Source organism: Frigidibacter sp. MR17.14, from assembly GCF_037095735.1.
GTDB lineage: Bacteria > Pseudomonadota > Alphaproteobacteria > Rhodobacterales > Rhodobacteraceae > Frigidibacter.
Map to the genome: position 1 here is coordinate 1 of NZ_JBAWKD010000013.1, position 17352 is coordinate 17352.

Sequence of the window (17352 nt, forward strand, 5' to 3'; positions counted from 1 at the left end):
AACAAGGACGAAGAGGCCCCGATCTTCCAGGTCGCCGACTACGGCCTGGTGGGCGATCTCTTCACCCTCGTGCCGGAACTGACCTCGAAGGTCTGATCTCGACGCGGGGCACTCGCCCGGCGCCGATCGGCCCATGACAGACAAAAGCCCCCCGTCGCAGCCGCGGCGGGGGGTTTTCGCTGCGGGGCGTCCCTGCCCGCTCAGGGCACCTCGATCCGGGCCATCAGACGGGTGACCGGGCCCTGCAGCGCCTCGGCGATCTCCTGGTGCACCGAGGGCGGCGCGACCCGGCGGGCCACCGGCTCGTCCAGCGGGGCGAAGCGCATCCCCTCGATCCCCGAGGCACGCGCCTCGCGGCTGGGCGAGACCTGCAGAAGCTCGACCCCGAAGGGCGACAGCTCTGACAGCATCTCGTCGGTGATCAGGTGCGGCGCCGGGCCGAGCGGGTGCGCGGGCGCGTCGGGCGGCAGCGGATTGTCGAGGCAGAGCACGATCTTCGGCCCGATGATCCGCGACAGCAGCAGCTTCATCCGCGCGGTCCAGGCCGCCTTCAGCTCGGTCTCGATCATCGAGAACTTGCTGGGCGCCATCGCCCGCACCGCCGCCAGCAGGTGGCCGGTGAAATGGCAGTCGGCGAAGTCGACCTCGCGGAACAGCGAGCGCATCAGCGGCGAGGCGCGCAGGAACCGGTCGTTGCGGCGCGGATGCACGGCGTAGAAGCGGTTCGACATGTTCTCCGGCGGCAGCACCTGCACCACCGTGACCGCCGCCTTCGCCGCCGCCGAGATCAGCGTCAGGTCATTGGCGAAGACGTCGATCCCCGCGTTCATCGTGCCGAAATTCACCACCGGAACGCCCAGCGCGGCCTCGAGCCGGGCGGGCCAGGGGTCGGGCACGAACTTGCCATAGGTCTCGCTGCCGCCGATGGCCGCGACATAGGTCCCCTCGAGCCGCCGGCGCGGCCCGCGGAACAGCAGCTTCGAGTCGCCATACCGGCACGGTTCGTAATCGAGCGCCTCGGCGCCCGGGTTTTCAAAGGCCATGATTCACCCCGTAGCAGTCACCCCGCCCCCGTAAGACCACGCGCGCGGTTACCGCCGTCTTAAGGGCTGCGACAAAGACGCGACGCCGGCGCGGCGGCACGGCTTGCGGCGCGGCTGACACGCCGCGAAGATGCCTTAGAGCCGACCGCTTCGTGACACCGCGGGCTGTCAGTTCGGAAACGATCGGACAGGGCCCGCGCCACGGCGCGCGGTCGCAGGGCACGCGGACGCAGGACACATGGACATCATCGGCATCTGCCGCTTCTCGCTGGTCGGACGGGGCGACTGGAAGGCCTGGCGCGAGGGCGAGATCACCGACGAGGCCGCCGCCGCGCAAGAACAGGCGGCCCGGCTGTTCACGCCCGAGCGGATGGAGGCGCGTCTCGCCACGTTCGAGCATCTGACGCTGGCCAGCCTTGCCGCGCAGACCGACCCGGATTTCGCCTTCCTCGTCCTCGCCTCGGAGCTGATGCCAGAGCCCTGGCGCGGCCGTCTGGTCGCGCTGTGCCGGCGCCATCCGCAGGTGGTGCTGCGCTTCTCGCCCCCCGCCACCGCGGCCGATGCCCAGAAGGCCGCCTTCGCCGAGATGGGGCTGAAGCTGGGCGAGGTGCTGCAGTTCCGGCTCGATGACGACGACGCGCTTCACGCGGGCTTCATCGACGGGCTGCGTCGCGGCACCGAGGCGACCTGGCAAGCCGAGCGCGCCTTCGCCGCCAGCTTCCGCGGCGTGATGTATTGCGTGCGCGGCGGCGCGACCGCCGGCATCCACCACTGGCCGGTCGACTTCTTCTCGGCCGGGGCGGCGCTGCGCCACCCGTCGAAAAGCGTCTACGAGTTCGGGCATTTCGCGCTGAAGGACCGCTTCAAGCATGTGATCCTCGAGGGCCATCTGGCGCTGGTCACCAACAACGGGCTGAACGACACCTCGATGACGCCGCTGATGATGCAGCGCCGCGGGCTGGTGCCGATGACGCCCGAGGCGGTCGAGGCCGCGGTCGCCCGCGACTTCCCCTTCCTCGATGTCACCGGCCGCTGGCTGGCGGGGATGCTGAAGAGCCGGGCCGAGGTTCTGGCCCACATCGGGCTTCCCGCGCTGGAGCACGAGACGCCCGAGGCCGAGGGCCCGGGCCGCTGGCTGACCGACTTCGCCGAGGGACCGCGGCGGCGGGGGTTCTTCGTCTCGGACGAAAGCTTCGCGCTGCAGCACACCCGACGCGGTGACGAGACGCTGTATGTCAGCTTCGACAACCTCTCGGGGCCGCGCTCGCCGGTCGCGCTGCGCGATCCCTGGGGCTATGCCTTCGCCGAGAAGCGCGGCTGGTCGAACCTCGGCGTGCTGGCGCATCGCGAACACTGGTTCCGCGAGCCGCGGCTGTTCGACGAGCTGACGCGCCTTCGCGATCAGGGCTTCTTCGCGCGCTTCGGGCGGGTGATCCTGTCGGGCACCTCGATGGGCGGTTTCGCGGCCTGCGCCTTCGCCCCGCTGGTGCCCGGTGCAGTGGTGATCGCCTTCTCGCCGCAGTCGACGCTGGACCCCGCCCGCGCAGGCTTCGACCGGCGCTATCGGCAGGGGGCGCGGCTCGACTGGAGCGGTCCCTTCGCCGACGGGGCCGAGGGGGTCCGCGCCGCCGGCCGCGCCTATGTCGTCTTCGACCCGCGCGTGCCCGAGGATCGCCGCCATGCCGACCGGCTGGCCGGACCCGGCGTGACCCTGCTGCGCGCCCGCCATTCCGGCCATTTCACCGCGCAGTTCCTGCGCCAGACCGGGCTTCTGTCCGGACTGGTCACCGATTGCGCGGCGGGCAGCCTGACCGAGGCGGGATTCTATGCCCGCTATCGGCAGACCCGCGGGTTCCGGCGCTATCTGGGCGGGCTGGTCGCGCAGGCCGAGAAATCCGCCCGTCCCGCGCGGCAGGCGATGCTGGCGCGGGCGCTGCAGGGCGCGGGCCGGCCGCAGCTGGCCAACCAGCTTCTGCGGGCGATGGCCGCGCCGCAGTGACTGCGCGAGCGACCGCGCGGCACCTCGCTGTCGTGACCTCGCGGCAGTCCGCCGCCGATGCACGCGCGGGCGGCATTCAGCTTTCCGCCGTCCTGCGCTAGAGCACCGGTCCCGAGCCGAGGGAGACCGAAATGAAACTGTCCTTCAGCGAGCGCATCCACGAGCGCATCGCGGCGCTGTTCCCGCTGCCCGAGGCGCTGCCGGAAACGCCGCCGGAAACGCCGCCCGAACCCGTGGCGGCGCCGGAAACCGCACCGCCCGGCGCGGCTGCAGACGCGGCCGCCCCGGCCGTCGCAGCCCGGATCGCGCCCCCCGAGCCCGTCGAGTCGCCGACGCCCTTCGGCCGCTACCGCTTCGCGCCCGAGGCAGGCGGCACCGGCTGGGTGCTGTGCTTCGACGGCGCGACGCTGGCGCGCGCCGCGGCGCCGCGGGCGCTGGCCGAGGCCTATCACGCGGATCTCGCAACGCGGATCGCCGCGCTGATGGCGACCCATTCCGAAATCGCGGCGCTCAGCGGCACGATCAGCGGACGCGAGCCCGGCGGCCGGCGCTGGTCGCTTGACGTGACCGGGGACGGGCTGCTCAGAATGGTGTCGCTGGGGCTGCGCGAGCCGGATCTGTAGGGCGGGCGCGGGCACCGGCCGTTGCGGCGCTGCGGCAAAAAAGCGCGTCGCGCCGCGACGGAGATGATGGCCTTCTGCGTGTGATTTGCGACCGCCGCTGCCCCCGGCCCGATCGAAGAGAAGCGAACACTCCCCCCATGACCATCGCCCCCTGTTCCCGGCCGCCGCGCGGCCCGCACCCGTTCCGCCTTGCCGTCCTGATCGCCGCGCTGCTGGCCGCGCCCCTGCCCTTCGCCACGGGCCCGGCGCTCGCGCAGGCGGCGGGCGGCGGCGCAGCGGGACCGGTGAAGGCGGGGGTCGTCACCCTGCAGCGCCAGCAGGTCCCGGTGACCGACAGCCTGCCCGGTCAGGCCGCCGCCCGCGACAGCGCCGAGATCCGGCCGCTGGTCGACGGGGTGCTGACCGAGGTGCTCTACGAGCCGGGCACCGACGTGACCAAGGGGACGCCGCTGTTCCGCATCGACAGCGCCAGCTACGACGCCTCGCTGCTCTCGGCCGAGGCCGAGCTGGAAAGCGCCCACGCCGCCCTGCCCGCGGCGGAGGCCGCCGCTTCGCGCGCCGAGAAGCTGGCCGGCACCGGCGTGACCCAAGCCGATCTCGACACCGCGCGGGTGACGCTGCTGCAGGCCCGCGCCGCGATCTCGACCGCCGAGGCCTCGGTCCGCTCGGCCCAGATCAACGTCGACCGCACCACGATCACCGCGCCGATCGACGGCGTCGTCGGGATTCCGGCCGTCTCGGTCGGCGATCTTGTCACCTCGGGCCAGTCCGACGCGCTGACCACGGTCATCGCGCTCGACCCGATCTATGTCGATGTCAGCCAGGCCTCGTCGCGGATGCTGGAATACCGCCGCCGCTTCGCCAATGGCGACATCGAGCCCGGCGAGAAGCTGGGCGTGACCCTGACGCTGGAGAACGGCGAGGAATATTCGGGCACCGGCACCGTGCAGGCGGTTTCGTCCTCGGTCTCGACGACCACCGGTTCGGTCAGCATCCGGCTGCAGTTCGCCAACCCCGACCGCCAGATCCTGCCCGGCATGTTCCTGCGCGCCTCGGCGACGCTGGGCACGACCAATGCCTTCCTCGTGCCGCAACTGGCCGCCAAGGCGCAGGCCGACGGCAGGGTGCGGCTGTGGCTGGTGGGCGCGGACGGCGCATCCGAAGAACACTTCGTCACCCCCGTCGGCTCGACCCGCAACGCCTGGATCGTGGCCGAGGGGATCGAGGACGGCGCGAAGCTGATGGTCGACAACATCGACACCATGAGCGGCGGCCGCAAGATCGACCCGGTGGCGGTCACGATCAATGCCGACGGCACGCTGAGCGACCAGCCCGCCGCGCAGGCCGACCCCGCCCCCGCCCAGCTCGACAAGGCCGGCGATGGCGCGGCGACCACGGACGCGGGCAAAAGCACGACCAAGGGCACGGGCGGGAACTGAGCCATGGCCCGTTTCTTCATCCACCGCCCGGTCTTCGCCTGGGTGCTTGCCATCGTGACCATGCTGGGCGGCGTCCTGGGCATCTACACCCTGCCGATCTCGCAATATCCCGAGGTGGCGCCCCCCACGATCCGCATCACCGCAACCTATTCGGGCGCCTCGGCCGAGGCGGTGCAGAACTCGGTCACCACCACCATCGAGGACGCCATGACCGGCCTCGACGGGATGCTCTACATGACCTCGTCCTCGGGGCGCGGGCGGTCCTCGATCTCGATCGTCTTCGACGAGAACACCGACCCCGACGATGCGCAGGTGCAGGTGCAGAACAAGCTGCAGCTGGTGCAGAACCAGCTGCCCGACCGCGTGCAGGACGCGGGCATCCGCGTGAACCGTTCGACGAGCTCGATCCTGATGGTCGGGTCGCTGGTCTCGAAGGACAACAAGTATTCCAGCCTGCAGCTGGCCGACATGCTGGAGACCACGGTCGAGGGCCCGGTGCAGCGCACGCAGGGCGTGGGCTCGATCAACGTCTTCGGCTCTGGCTATGCGATGCGGATCTGGCTGGACCCGGACAGGCTGGTGCAGTTCCAGCTGACGCCCGCCGACATCACCAGCGCCGTTTCGGCCCAGAACACCACCGTCACCGTCGGCTCGCTGGGCGATCAGCCCGCCGCCGAGGGCCAGCAGTTCACCGCCGAGATCTCGGCCCAGAGCCAGCTGAAGACCGTCGACGAGTTCCGCAACATCCTGCTGAAGACCGGCGAGGACGGCGCCGCGGTGCATCTGGGCGACGTGGCCCGGATCGAGATCGGGCAGGAAACCTACGGCAGCTACAACCGCTTCAGCCGCGCCAATGCCGCGGGCTTCGGCGTCAACCTGCAGACCGGCGCCAATGCGGTCGAAACCGCGGCCGCGGTGCGCAAGGTGCTCGACGCGCTGGCCCCCGCCTTCCCCGAGGGCGTCGAGATCCAGTATGCCTACGACACCTCGCCCTTCGTCGAGCTGTCGATCGAGAAGGTCGAGCACACGCTGTTCGAAGCCATCGCGCTGGTCTTCGTCGTGATGTTCGTCTTCCTGCAGAACTGGCGCGCGACGCTGATCCCGACGCTGGCGGTGCCGGTGGTGCTCTTGGGTACCTTCGGGGTGCTGGCAGCCTTCGGCTATTCGATCAACACCCTGACCATGTTCGCCATGGTGCTGGCGATCGGCCTGCTGGTCGATGACGCCATCGTCGTGGTGGAAAACGTCGAGCGGGTGATGGAGGAAGAGGGCCTTGGGCCCGTCGAGGCGACCGAGAAGTCGATGGACCAGATCACCTCGGCGCTGGTGGGCATCGGGCTGGTGCTGTCGGCGGTGTTCCTGCCGATGGCCTTCTTCGGCGGCTCTACGGGCATCATCTACCGCCAGTTCTCGGTCACGATCATCTCGGCCATGGCGCTGTCGGTGTTCGTGGCGCTGATCCTGACGCCCGCCCTTTGTGCCACGCTGCTGAAGCCGCGCCACGGGCCCGGCCCCGCCCCCGCGCGCTGGTTCAATCGCAACTTCGACCGCTTCACCGGCGGCTATGTCGGCGTGAACCGCCGCATTCTCGGGCGGCCCTTCACCGCGCTGATCGCCCTTGCCGCGATCGTCGTCGGCGCCTGGTTCATGTTCGGGCGGATCCCGGCCTCGTTCCTGCCGCAGGAGGATCAGGGCGTGCTGATGGTGCAGGTGCAGCTGCCCGAAGGCGCGACCACCGCCCAGACCGACTCTGTGGTGAAGAAGGTCGAGGCCTATCTGATGGACAAGGAGGGCGACGCCGTGCAGTCGACCTTCGCCGCGCTCGGCTTCGGCTTCGGCGGCACCTCGCAGTCGAACGCGATGGTCTTCGCCAAGCTCAAGGACTTCGACCTGCGCGCGGGCGATGCGAAACTGTCCGCCTCGGCCGTGGCGGCGCGGGCGAATGCCGCCTTCCGGTCGAACCGGCTGGGCCGGGTGTTCTTCCTGCAGCCGCCGGCAATCTCTGGGATGGGCAACTCGTCGGGCTTCACCATGTACCTGCTCGACCAGTCGGGCCAGGGCGAAGAGGCGATGCGCGCCGCCGCCAACCAACTGGTCGCCGCCGCCCAGGCCGACGGCCGCGCCACCGGGATCCGCGGCAACGAGAACAACGACAAGGCCGCGATGAAGATCGTGATCGACCAGCAGAAGGCGGAAAGCTTTGGCCTGTCGATCAGCGAGGTGAACGCCCTGCTGACCACCGTCTTCTCGGGCACCGACGTGAACGACTTCGAGATGGGGACCGAACTGCGCTCGGTCATCGTGCAGGGCGATGCCGCCTTCCGGATGCAGCCCGACGACATCTTCCGCTGGTATGCCCGCAACTCGGAGGACGAGATGGTGCCCTTCTCGGCCTTCGCCAAGCTGGAATGGGAAAGCGTCCCCGCCTCGCTCAATCGCTATGGCGGCACCACGGCGCTGGAACTGCAGGGCTCGCCCGGTGCCGGCGTCTCGACCGGCGAGGCGATGGACGCGATGGAAGAGCTGACGGCAGAGCTGCCCGGCGGCTATGGCGTGGCCTGGACGGGCCTCAGCTATCAGGAACGGCTCTCGGGCTCGCAGGCGCCGATGCTTTACGCGATCTCGGTGCTGGTGGTGTTCCTGTGCCTGGCTGCGCTGTATGAAAGCTGGACGATCCCGCTGTCGGTGATGCTGGCGGTGCCGGTCGGCGTCATCGGCGCGCTGGCCGCGGCGCTGCTGGCCGGGCAGTCGAACGACGTCTACTTCAAGGTGGGCCTGCTCACGACCATCGGCCTTGCCGCGAAGAACGCGATCCTGATCGTCGAATTCGCGGTCGAGCAGATGACGCACGGCAAGACGCTGGTCGAGGCGACGCTGGAAGCCGCGCGCCAGCGCCTGCGGCCGATCCTGATGACCTCCTTCGCCTTCATCCTGGGCGTGGTGCCGCTGGCGACCGCCACCGGGGCCGGCGCGGGCGCGCAGAACGCCATCGGCATCGGCGTGCTGGGCGGCATGATCGCGGCCACCGGGCTTGGCATCTTCCTTGTGCCCGCCTTCTTCGTCTGCATCCGGCGGATCTTCTCGCGCCGCGACAAAACCACTGACAAGGCCGCGTGATCCGATGATGATGAAACAGACCCTGCTGCTGCTGACGCTGCTCGCGACCACCGCCTGCGCCATCGGGCCGGACTACAAGGCCCCGTCGATGGCGCTGACCCAGACCTTCGCCGAGGGCTCGGCCGGCCCGATCGGCGAGGTCGCGGCCCGGCGCTGGTGGACGGCCTACAACGACCCGCTGCTGACCGGGCTCGTCGACCGCGGGCTGGCGCAGAACCTCGACATCGTCGGGGCGCGCGAGCGCATCACCGCCGCCCGCGCGGCGCTGGGACAGACCGGGCTCGCCGCCGCGGTCGACGGCTCGGCCAGCCGCTCGCGGTCCCGCGCGGGCTCGGACACCGTCGCCGCCGGCACCACCTATTCCAGCTCGCTCGACGCGAGCGTCGTGATCGACCTCTTCGGCGGGATCCGCCGGGGGCGCGAAGCCGCCGCGGCCTCGCTTCAGGGTGCGGAATTCGACGAGGGCACCACCCGGCTCGCCTACCTGACCGCGATCCTCGGCGCCTATCTCGACGCGCGCTATTATCAAGAGGCGCTGGCGCTGACCCGCCAGACGATCTCCAGCCGCGAAGAGACGCTGCGTATCACCGGCAACCAGCGCGAGCTTGGCTCGGCGACCGAGCTTGACCAGGCGCAGGTGCAGGCGCTTCTGGACGACGCCCGCGCCGACCTGCCGGGGCTCGAGGCGAATTTCCTCGCCAATGTCTATGCCATCGCGACGCTGCTGGCGGAACCGGCGCAGCCGCTGGTCGACCGGATGCAGCGCGGCGCCGCCCAGCCCCGCCCGCGCGGCGGCATCGCGACCGGCATTCCGGCCGAACTGCTGCGCAACCGCCCCGACGTCCGCTCGGACGAGCGCGCGCTGGCGCAGGCGGTGGCGAATGTCGGCGTGGCCACGGCGTCGCTGCTGCCCTCCGTCACCCTGTCGGGCTCGGTCACCGAGGGCGGCACCGGCGCCTGGAGCTTCGGCCCCTCGATCACCCAGTCGATCCTCGGCCTGCCGGCGCTGGCCCGCACCCGCGAACAGGCGAAGTCCGAGGCGCGGCAGGCAGAGATCACCTGGCGCTCGACGGTGCTCTCGGCGGTCGAGGACGTGCAGAGCGCCAATGCCGCCTGGCGCCGGTCGGGGCGGACGGTGGCGCTGCTGGGCCAGTCGGTGACCTCGTATGACCGGGCGCTGACGCTGGGCCGCTCGACCTACGAGCAGGGCGCGCTGTCGCTGCTGGACCTGCTGGACAGCGACCGCTCGCTGGCCTCTGCGCGGCTGTCGCTGGCCTCGGCGGTGCGCGATCAGGCGGTGGATTACGCCACCCTGCAGATCGCGCTGGGCGCCGGGGCCTTCCCGAACGCGCGCCCGGTCACGGTGGCGGCGGCCTCGGCGGTCACCGCCCCTTAAAGCTGGCGGATGCTGTCGCGCACCAGCGACAGCAGCCGTTCCGCCGCGCGGCTGAGGAACCGGCCGCGCGCGCGCAGGATCAGGTAGGGCTCGACCGTCACCAGCCGGTTCAGCTCGATCCGTCCGAAATCGGCGGCGACCGGCGGATTCAGCAGCAGGTCGAGCACCTCCTGCGACATCGGCGCCACCGCGTCGCTGTCCTTCAGAAGCGCGATGATCGCCAGCAGCGACGAGGTGGTGATCACGTCGGGCGGCGAGCCGTGGCCCTCGTCATGGAAAGCGGTCTCGATCGCGCGGCGGATCGGCGCGTCGCGGTCCTGCAGGATCCACGGCAGCCCGTGCAGCGCGCCGATGGCGACCGCGCCCTGCCCCACCATCGGGTGCCCGGCGCGGACCAGAAGCTGCACGACCTCGTCCCGCGCCGGTTCGAACTCGAACTCGCGCTGGTCGAAGCGCGAGGGCAACCGCGCCAGCGCGAAATCCAGATCGCCGCGTTCCAGCATCTGCACCAGCTGCACCGAGGGCCCGACCTCGATCGAGATGTCGACCTGCGGCGCCTCGCCCTTCAGCGCCTGCACCGCCGGCACCAGCTGGCCCAGCGCCGGCCCGGTCACCGCGCCGACCCGCACCGCCCCGCCAAGGCCCGCGCGCAGATCGGTGAATTCCTCGACCAGCCGGCCAAGGTCATTGACCAGCCGCCGCGCGTGCCGCGCCAGCAGCACGCCCGCGGGCGTAGGCTCCATCCCCTTGGGAAGACGCTGGAAAAGCCGGGTGTCCAGCACGCGCTCCAGCTCGGCCAGCATCCGGCTGGCGGCGGGCTGGGTCATCCCGCAGGAAGCCGCCGCGATCTGCAACTGCCCGTGATCGGCCACCGCCGCGATCAGCCGCGCCTGCCGCGGGCTGAGATTGGTGAGGTAGGAACCCATGCGAATATACCGGTGATGATATGCAGATTCCTTGTATTGGCATTTGTTCGGTATGTCATCCGCGGTTAGGCCTAGGACATGCCCCCGGTTCGGGGGTGTTCGCGGGGCCGAGGAGGGCGCCCGCCAAGGGAGGACATCGATGAAGATCTCGAAACTCGCGGGGGCACTCGCGGTAAGCCTCGTTGCGCTTTCCAGCATGGCCTTCGCGCAGGACAAGGGGATGGTCGGCATCTCCATGCCCACGAAGTCGTCGGCCCGCTGGATCGACGACGGCGACAACATGGTGAAGCAGTTCCAGGACGCCGGCTACAAGACCGACCTGCAATATGCCGAGGACGATATCCCCAACCAGCTCGCGCAGATCGAGAACATGGTCACCAAGGGCGTCGACGTGCTGGTGATCGCCGCCATCGACGGCACGACCCTGTCGAACGCGCTGGCGAACGCCGCCGCCTCGGGCACCAAGATCGTGGCCTATGACCGGCTGATCCGCGACTCCGGCGACGTCGACTATTATGCCACCTTCGACAACTTCAAGGTCGGCGTCCTGCAGGCCACCAGCCTGGTCGAGGGCCTGAAGGAACGCTTCCCCGACGTGAAGCCCTGGAATGTCGAGCTGTTCGGCGGCAGCCCCGACGACAACAACGCGTATTTCTTCTACGACGGCGCGATGTCGGTGCTGCAGCCGATGATCGACTCGGGCGAGATCAAGATCCCCTCGGGCCAGATGGGCATGGACAAGGTCGGCACCCTGCGCTGGGACCCGGCCACCGCCCAGGCGCGGATGGATAACATCCTGTCGGCCAACTACACCAATCAGGAAGTGAACGGCGTGCTGTCGCCCTATGACGGGCTGTCGATCGGGATCCTGTCCTCGCTCAAGGGCGTCGGCTACGGCTCGGGCGACATGAAGCTGCCGATCGTCACCGGCCAGGACGCCGAGGTTCAGTCGGTCAAGTCGATGATCGCGGGCGAGCAGTATTCCTCGATCTTCAAGGACACCCGCGAGCTGGCCAAGGTCACCGTCGGCATGGTCAACGACATGCTGGCCGGCAAGGAGCCGCAGGTCAACGACACCAAGACCTACAACAACGGCGTGAAGGTCGTGCCGTCCTACCTGCTGGAACCGAAGCCGGTGAACGCCAAGACCTACAAGGCGATGCTCGTCGACTCCGGCTACTACAAGGAAGACCAGCTGAAGTGAGCCCTTCCGCCCGGGGGGGAATCCCTCCCCCGGGCGCTTTCCGAGACCGGAGCAGGGGCGAGCCCATGTCCACAATCCTAGAGATGCGCGAGATCACCAAGGAATTCCCGGGTGTGAAGGCGCTGGACCGCGTGACCCTTCAGGTCGAACGCGGCGAGATCCACGCGATCTGCGGCGAGAACGGCGCCGGCAAGTCGACGCTGATGAAGGTGCTCTCGGGCGTCTATCCCGTCGGCAGCTACGCGGGCGAGATCCATTACGACGGCCAGCTTGCCGAATTCAAAACGCTGAACGACAGCGAAAGCCGCGGCATCGTCATCATCCACCAGGAGCTGGCGCTGGTTCCGCAGCTGTCGATCGCCGAGAACATCTTCCTTGGCAACGAATGCGCGACCCGCGGCGTCATGCAGTGGGAGGAATGCTTCAGCCGGACCGAGAAGCTTCTGGCCAAGGTCGGCCTGCGCGACGCCCCCGCAACGCTGGTCGACTCGATCGGCGTCGGCAAGCAGCAGCTGGTCGAGATCGCCAAGGCGCTGTCGAAGGACGTGAAACTCCTGATCCTCGACGAGCCGACGGCGGCCCTGCAGGAAACCGACAGCCGCAAGCTTCTGGACCTGATGCTGGAGCTGAAGGCGCAGGGCGTGACCTGCATCATCATCAGCCACAAGCTGAACGAGGTGCGCTACGTCGCCGACACCGTCACCGTGATCCGCGACGGCGCCACCGTGGCGCGACTGTCGGCGAAGGACGGGCTCGAGGAAAACGAGATCGTGCGCCACATGGTCGGCCGCGACATGTCCTCGCGCTACCCCGAGCGGCCGCGCCGCGCGGGCGAGGTGCTGATGGAGGTGAAAGGCTGGAACGTCTGGCACCCCGAGCATCGCGACCGGCAGGTGATCGACGACATCTCGTTCGACGTGCGCGCGGGCGAGGTCGTGGGCATCGCGGGGCTGATGGGCTCTGGCCGGACCGAGCTTGCGATGTCGATCTTCGGGAAAAGCTGGGGCCGCGACATCTCGGGCGAGGTGCGGCTGAAGGGCCAGCCTGCCGATGTCTCGACCGTTGTGCGCGCGATCGACGCGGGCCTTGCCTATGTGACCGAGGACCGCAAGTCTCTGGGTCTGGTGCTGGACGAGACGATCCGCTTCAACACCACGCTCGCGAACCTCGAGGGCGTGTCGTCGAAGGGCGTGCTCGACACCGACGCGGAAACCAAGGTGGCCGAGCGGTATCGCCGGGCGCTGGCCACGCGCACGCCCACGGTGCTGCAGAAGGTCGGCAACCTGTCGGGGGGCAACCAGCAGAAGGTGGTGCTGGCCAAATGGCTGTTCACCGAGCCCGAGGTGCTGATCCTCGACGAGCCCACGCGCGGCATCGATGTCGGCGCGAAATACGAGATCTACGGGATCATCAACGAGCTGTCGGCGCAGGGAAAGGGCGTGGTGATGATCTCGTCCGAGATGCCCGAGCTCTTGGGCATGTGCGACCGGATCTACGTGATGAACGAGGGCGAGTTCGTCGGCGAGCTCGCGGCCGCAGAGGCCAGCCAGGAACGGATCATGTCGCTCATCGTCAGCGACTGAGGAGGGGATGATGTCCGTGCAGACCACAGAAACGCAAGCCGGGGCAGAGCCGCAGGGGCTTGGCACCTATCTCAGCAGCCACATGCGGGAATTCGGCCTTCTCTTCGCGCTGATCGCGATCATGGTCTTCTTCCAGATCGTGACCGACGGCACCCTGATGCGCCCGGTGAACATCACAAACCTGTTCCTGCAGAACAGCTTCGTGATCATCATGGCGCTGGGGATGCTGATCGTCATCGTCTCGGGCAACATCGACCTGTCGGTGGGCTCGGTCATGGGCTTCGTCGGCGCCTTCGCGGCGGTGATGATCGTCGAATGGCACGTCTCGGTGCCGGTCACGATCCTTGTCTCGCTGGTGATGGGCGCGGTGATCGGGGCGGCGCAGGGCTATTGGGTGGCCTATTGGGCGATCCCCTCATTCATCGTGACGCTCGCGGGGATGCTGGTGTTCCGCGGCGCCTCGCTGCTGCTGCTGCAGGGCCAGTCGGTCGGGCCGTTCCCGATGGAATTCCAGATGCTGTCGAACGGCTTCGTGCCCGACATCCTGCCCGCCTCGGCCACGTCGGGCCTGGCAGCCCTTGCCGGATCGCGCGCCTTCAACGCGCTGTGCATGGGCTTCGGGGTGGTCTGCTCGGCCGTGATCATCTGGGCGGGCCTGCGCGACCGCGCCCGCAAGGCGGCCTATGGCGCGCTGAAAGAGCCGATCAACCTGTTCTGGATCCGCAACGCCATCGTCATCGCCGCGATCCTGTTCCTGACCTTCAAGCTTTCCACCTTCCGCGGCCTGCCGAACGTGCTCGTCACCATGGGCGTGCTGATCGTGCTCTACACCTTCATCACCCAGAACACGGTGATCGGGCGGCGGATCTACGCGCTGGGCGGCAACCGCAAGGCCGCGAAACTGTCGGGGATCAAGACCGAGCGCCTGACCTTCCTCGCCTTCGTCAACATGGGGGTGCTGGCGGCGCTGGCGGGCCTTGTCTTCGCGGCACGGCTGAACACGGCGACGCCGAAGGCGGGCTTCGGGCTCGAGCTTGACGTGATCGCCGCGGTCTTCATCGGCGGGGCCGCCATGGCCGGGGGCGCGGGCAAGATCACCGGCGTGGTGATCGGCGCCTTCATCATGGGGGTGCTGAACAACGGCATGTCGATCCTGGGGATCGGCATCGACTACCAGCAGATGATCAAGGGGCTGGTGCTGCTGGCCGCCGTGATCTTCGACGTCTACAACAAGCAGAAGCAAGGCTGACACGATGCATCTGAGCCAGTTGAAAACCGGGGGCGTCATCGCCCGCGACGGGGGAGCCGCGCGCCTGATCCCGGGGCTCGCCTCGACCTATGCGCTGGCCGAGGCCGCCGTGGCCCGCGGCGCGCCCCTTGCCGCCGTGCTGCCCGAGGGCGGCGAGACTGTCGACCTCGCGGCGCTGGCGGCCACGGGCAAGCTCGACATCCCCGTCCGCCACCCCGAGCCCGCGCGGATGTATCTGTGCGGCACCGGCCTTACGCATCTGGGCTCTGCCGCGACCCGCAACGCCATGCATGCGAAGGCCGAGGGGCATGTCTCGGACTCGATGAAGATGTTCCAGATGGGCATCGAGGGCGGCAAGCCTGCGGCCGGCGAGGCGGGCGTGCAGCCCGAATGGTTCTACAAGGGCCCGGGGACCGAGGCGGTGGCGCCCGGCGATCCGCTGACCTCGCCCGCCTTCGCGCTCGACGGAGGCGAAGAGCCCGAGATCGCGGGCTTCTACCTGATCGGCGAGGGCGGCACCCCGCACCGGATCGGCTTCTCCCTTGCCAACGAGTTCTCGGACCATGTGACCGAGCGGATCAACTACCTGTTCCTCGCCCATTCCAAGCTGCGCCCGGCCAGCTTCGGGCCGGAGCTGCTGGTCGGTCCCCTGCCCGCGCACATCGAGGGCCGCTCGCGCCTGATCCGCGGGGGCGAGGTGATCTTCGACCAGCCCTTCCTGTCGGGCGAGGACAACATGTCCCACAGCATCGCCAACCTCGAACACCACCACTTCAAATACGCGCCCTTCCGCCGGGCGGGCGATCTGCATGTGCACATGTTCGGCACCGCCACGCTCAGCTTCGGCGCCGGCGTGAAGACCGAGGCCGGTGACGTCTTCGAAATCTCGGCCCCCGCCTTCGGGCTGGCGCTCAGCAATCCCCTTGCCATCGCGGCCGACACCGGCCCCGCGACGGTCCGTCAACTCTGATCCAGAGGATCACGCCGATGCCTGCGAAACGCTTCACCCCCGCCGAATGGCCCCGTCCGCTGCGCTCGACGCATTGGTATTCGGGCACCTCACGCGACACGATCTATCACCGCGGCTGGATGAAGAACCAAGGCTATCCGCATGATCTCTTTGACGGACGCCCGATCATCGGCATCCTGAACACCTGGTCCGACCTCACGCCCTGCAACGGCCACCTGCGCGAACTGGCCGAAAAGGTGAAGGCCGGCGTCTGGGAGGCCGGCGGCTTCCCGGTCGAGGTGCCGGTGTTCTCGGCCTCGGAAAACACCTTCCGCCCGACGGCGATGATGTTCCGCAACCTCGCGGCGCTGGCGATTGAGGAGACGATCCGCGGCCAGCCGATCGACGGCGCGGTGCTGCTGGTCGGCTGCGACAAGACCACGCCCTCGCTGATGATGGCGGCGGCCTCTTGCGACATCCCGTCCATCGTCGTCACCGGCGGGCCGATGCTGAACGGCTATTTCCGGGGCGAACGCGTGGGTTCCGGCACCCATCTGTGGAAATTCTCGGAAGCCGTGAAGGCCGGCGAGATGACGCAGGAGGAATTCCTCGAGGCCGAGGCCTCGATGTCGCGCTCGTCGGGCACCTGCAACACGATGGGCACCGCCTCGACCATGGCCTCGATGGCCGAGGCCCTCGGCATGGCGCTGTCGGGCAATGCCGCGATCCCGGCGGTGGATTCGCGCCGCCGCGTCATGGCGCAGCTGTCGGGCCGGCGCATCGTGCAGATGGTGAAGGACGACCTGAAACCCTCTGACATCCTGACGAAAGAGGCCTTCGAGAACGCGATCCGCACCAATGGCGCCATCGGCGGCTCGACCAATGCGGTGATCCACATCCTCGCGCTGGCGGGCCGCGTCGGGATCGACCTGACGCTGGACGACTGGGACCGTTGCGGGCGTGACGTGGCCACCATCGTGAACCTGATGCCCTCGGGCAAATACCTGATGGAGGAGTTCTTCTATGCCGGCGGCCTGCCGGTGGTGCTCAAGCGCCTTGGCGAGGGCGGGCAGCTGCACCGCGAGGCGCTGACCGTCTCGGGCCAGACGATCTGGGACGAGGTCAAGGACGTCACCAACTGGAACGAGGACGTGATCCTGCCCCTGGAACAGGCACTGACCCGGCAGGGCGGCATCGCGGTGCTGAAGGGCAACCTCGCGCCCGCGGGCGCGGTGCTGAAACCCTCGGCCGCCAGCCCGCATCTTCTGACCCACCGCGGCCGCGCCGTCGTCTTCGAGGATATCGACGACTACAAGGCCAAGATCGAGGACGAGGCGCTGGACATCGACGAGACCTGCGTGATGGTCCTGAAGAACTGCGGGCCGAAGGGCTATCCCGGCATGGCCGAGGTCGGCAACATGGGCCTGCCGCCGAAGGTGCTGCGCAAGGGGATCACCGACATGGTGCGGATCTCGGACGCCCGGATGTCGGGCACGGCCTATGGCACGGTGGTGCTGCACACCTCGCCCGAAGCCGCCGCCGGCGGCCCGCTGGCCGTGGTGCGCGACGGCGACATGATCGAACTCGACGTGCCGAACCGGCGCCTGCATCTGGACATCCCCGAGGCGGAACTGGCCGCGCGGCTGGCCAACTGGACACCGCCGCAGGGCGGGCCGGACAGCGGCTATGCCTGGCTGCACCAGGCCCATGTCGGCGGGGCCGACACCGGCGCCGACCTCGACTTCCTGAAGGGCTGCCGCGGCAACCCGGTCGGCAAGGACAGCCATTGATGAGCGCCCTCCCCCTCACCGACCGCGGCGCCGA

The 17352-nt window shown here is 69.0% G+C and carries 12 protein-coding genes and 1 pseudogene; 11 read left to right on the forward strand and 2 right to left on the reverse strand.

The features are described from left to right. Positions 1–96 (forward strand): annotated as a pseudogene (locus tag V8J36_RS19825) (electron transfer flavoprotein subunit alpha/FixB family protein); the annotation flags it as partial. A gap of 104 nt (positions 97–200) precedes the next feature. Here the strand turns inward: V8J36_RS19825 and V8J36_RS19830 are convergent. After that, positions 201–1043, reverse strand: coding sequence for a DUF6473 family protein (locus V8J36_RS19830; RefSeq protein WP_336469058.1), 843 nt, complete (start codon positions 1041–1043; stop codon positions 201–203). A 238-nt stretch (positions 1044–1281) separates the two neighbouring features. Between V8J36_RS19830 and V8J36_RS19835 the strand changes: the two genes are divergently transcribed. The 5 genes from V8J36_RS19835 (at position 1282) to V8J36_RS19855 (ending at position 9617) form a co-directional block, all read left to right on the forward strand. Beyond that, positions 1282–3042, forward strand: a complete 1761-nt coding sequence (locus V8J36_RS19835) for a glycosyltransferase (protein ID WP_336469059.1) — start codon at positions 1282–1284, stop codon at positions 3040–3042. 131 nt (positions 3043–3173) lie between these two features. Beyond that, positions 3174–3665, forward strand: a complete 492-nt coding sequence (locus tag V8J36_RS19840; RefSeq protein ID WP_336469060.1) for a hypothetical protein — start codon at positions 3174–3176, stop codon at positions 3663–3665. 137 nt (positions 3666–3802) lie between these two features. Next, positions 3803–5104 (forward strand): efflux RND transporter periplasmic adaptor subunit, encoded by a 1302-nt coding sequence (locus V8J36_RS19845; RefSeq protein WP_336469061.1) that lies wholly within the window; start codon positions 3803–3805, stop codon positions 5102–5104. Positions 5105–5107: 3 nt separating this feature from the next. After that, positions 5108–8221 (forward strand): efflux RND transporter permease subunit, encoded by a 3114-nt coding sequence (locus tag V8J36_RS19850; protein ID WP_336469062.1) that lies wholly within the window; start codon positions 5108–5110, stop codon positions 8219–8221. Between the two features lie 7 nt (positions 8222–8228). Next, the gene (locus V8J36_RS19855; protein WP_336469063.1) at positions 8229–9617 is read left to right on the forward strand and encodes an efflux transporter outer membrane subunit; all 1389 of its coding nucleotides are present in this window, start codon (positions 8229–8231) and stop codon (positions 9615–9617) included. On the opposite strand, the gene V8J36_RS19860 is transcribed toward V8J36_RS19855, so the two are convergent. Then, positions 9614–10543, reverse strand: coding sequence for a LysR family transcriptional regulator (locus tag V8J36_RS19860; protein WP_336469064.1), 930 nt, complete (start codon positions 10541–10543; stop codon positions 9614–9616). The genes V8J36_RS19855 and V8J36_RS19860 overlap by 4 nt on opposite strands. Before the next feature lie 139 nt (positions 10544–10682). Between V8J36_RS19860 and chvE the strand changes: the two genes are divergently transcribed. The 5 genes from chvE (at position 10683) to araD (ending at position 17318) form a co-directional block, all read left to right on the forward strand. After that, positions 10683–11747, forward strand: coding sequence for a multiple monosaccharide ABC transporter substrate-binding protein (gene chvE / locus V8J36_RS19865; protein ID WP_336469065.1), 1065 nt, complete (start codon positions 10683–10685; stop codon positions 11745–11747). Positions 11748–11812: 65 nt separating this feature from the next. After that, on the forward strand, positions 11813–13330 hold the full coding sequence (mmsA, locus tag V8J36_RS19870) for a multiple monosaccharide ABC transporter ATP-binding protein (RefSeq protein WP_336469066.1): 1518 nt from the start codon (positions 11813–11815) through the stop codon (positions 13328–13330). Between the two features lie 7 nt (positions 13331–13337). Next, entirely contained in the window at positions 13338–14579 is a 1242-nt protein-coding gene (mmsB, locus tag V8J36_RS19875; protein WP_336469067.1) for a multiple monosaccharide ABC transporter permease, read from the forward strand. Between the two features lie 4 nt (positions 14580–14583). Next, on the forward strand, positions 14584–15549 hold the full coding sequence (gene araD1, locus V8J36_RS19880) for an AraD1 family protein (RefSeq protein WP_336469068.1): 966 nt from the start codon (positions 14584–14586) through the stop codon (positions 15547–15549). Between the two features lie 17 nt (positions 15550–15566). Continuing rightward, positions 15567–17318 (forward strand): L-arabinonate dehydratase, encoded by a 1752-nt coding sequence (gene araD / locus V8J36_RS19885; RefSeq protein WP_336469069.1) that lies wholly within the window; start codon positions 15567–15569, stop codon positions 17316–17318. The last annotated feature ends 34 nt before the right edge of the window (positions 17319–17352 follow it).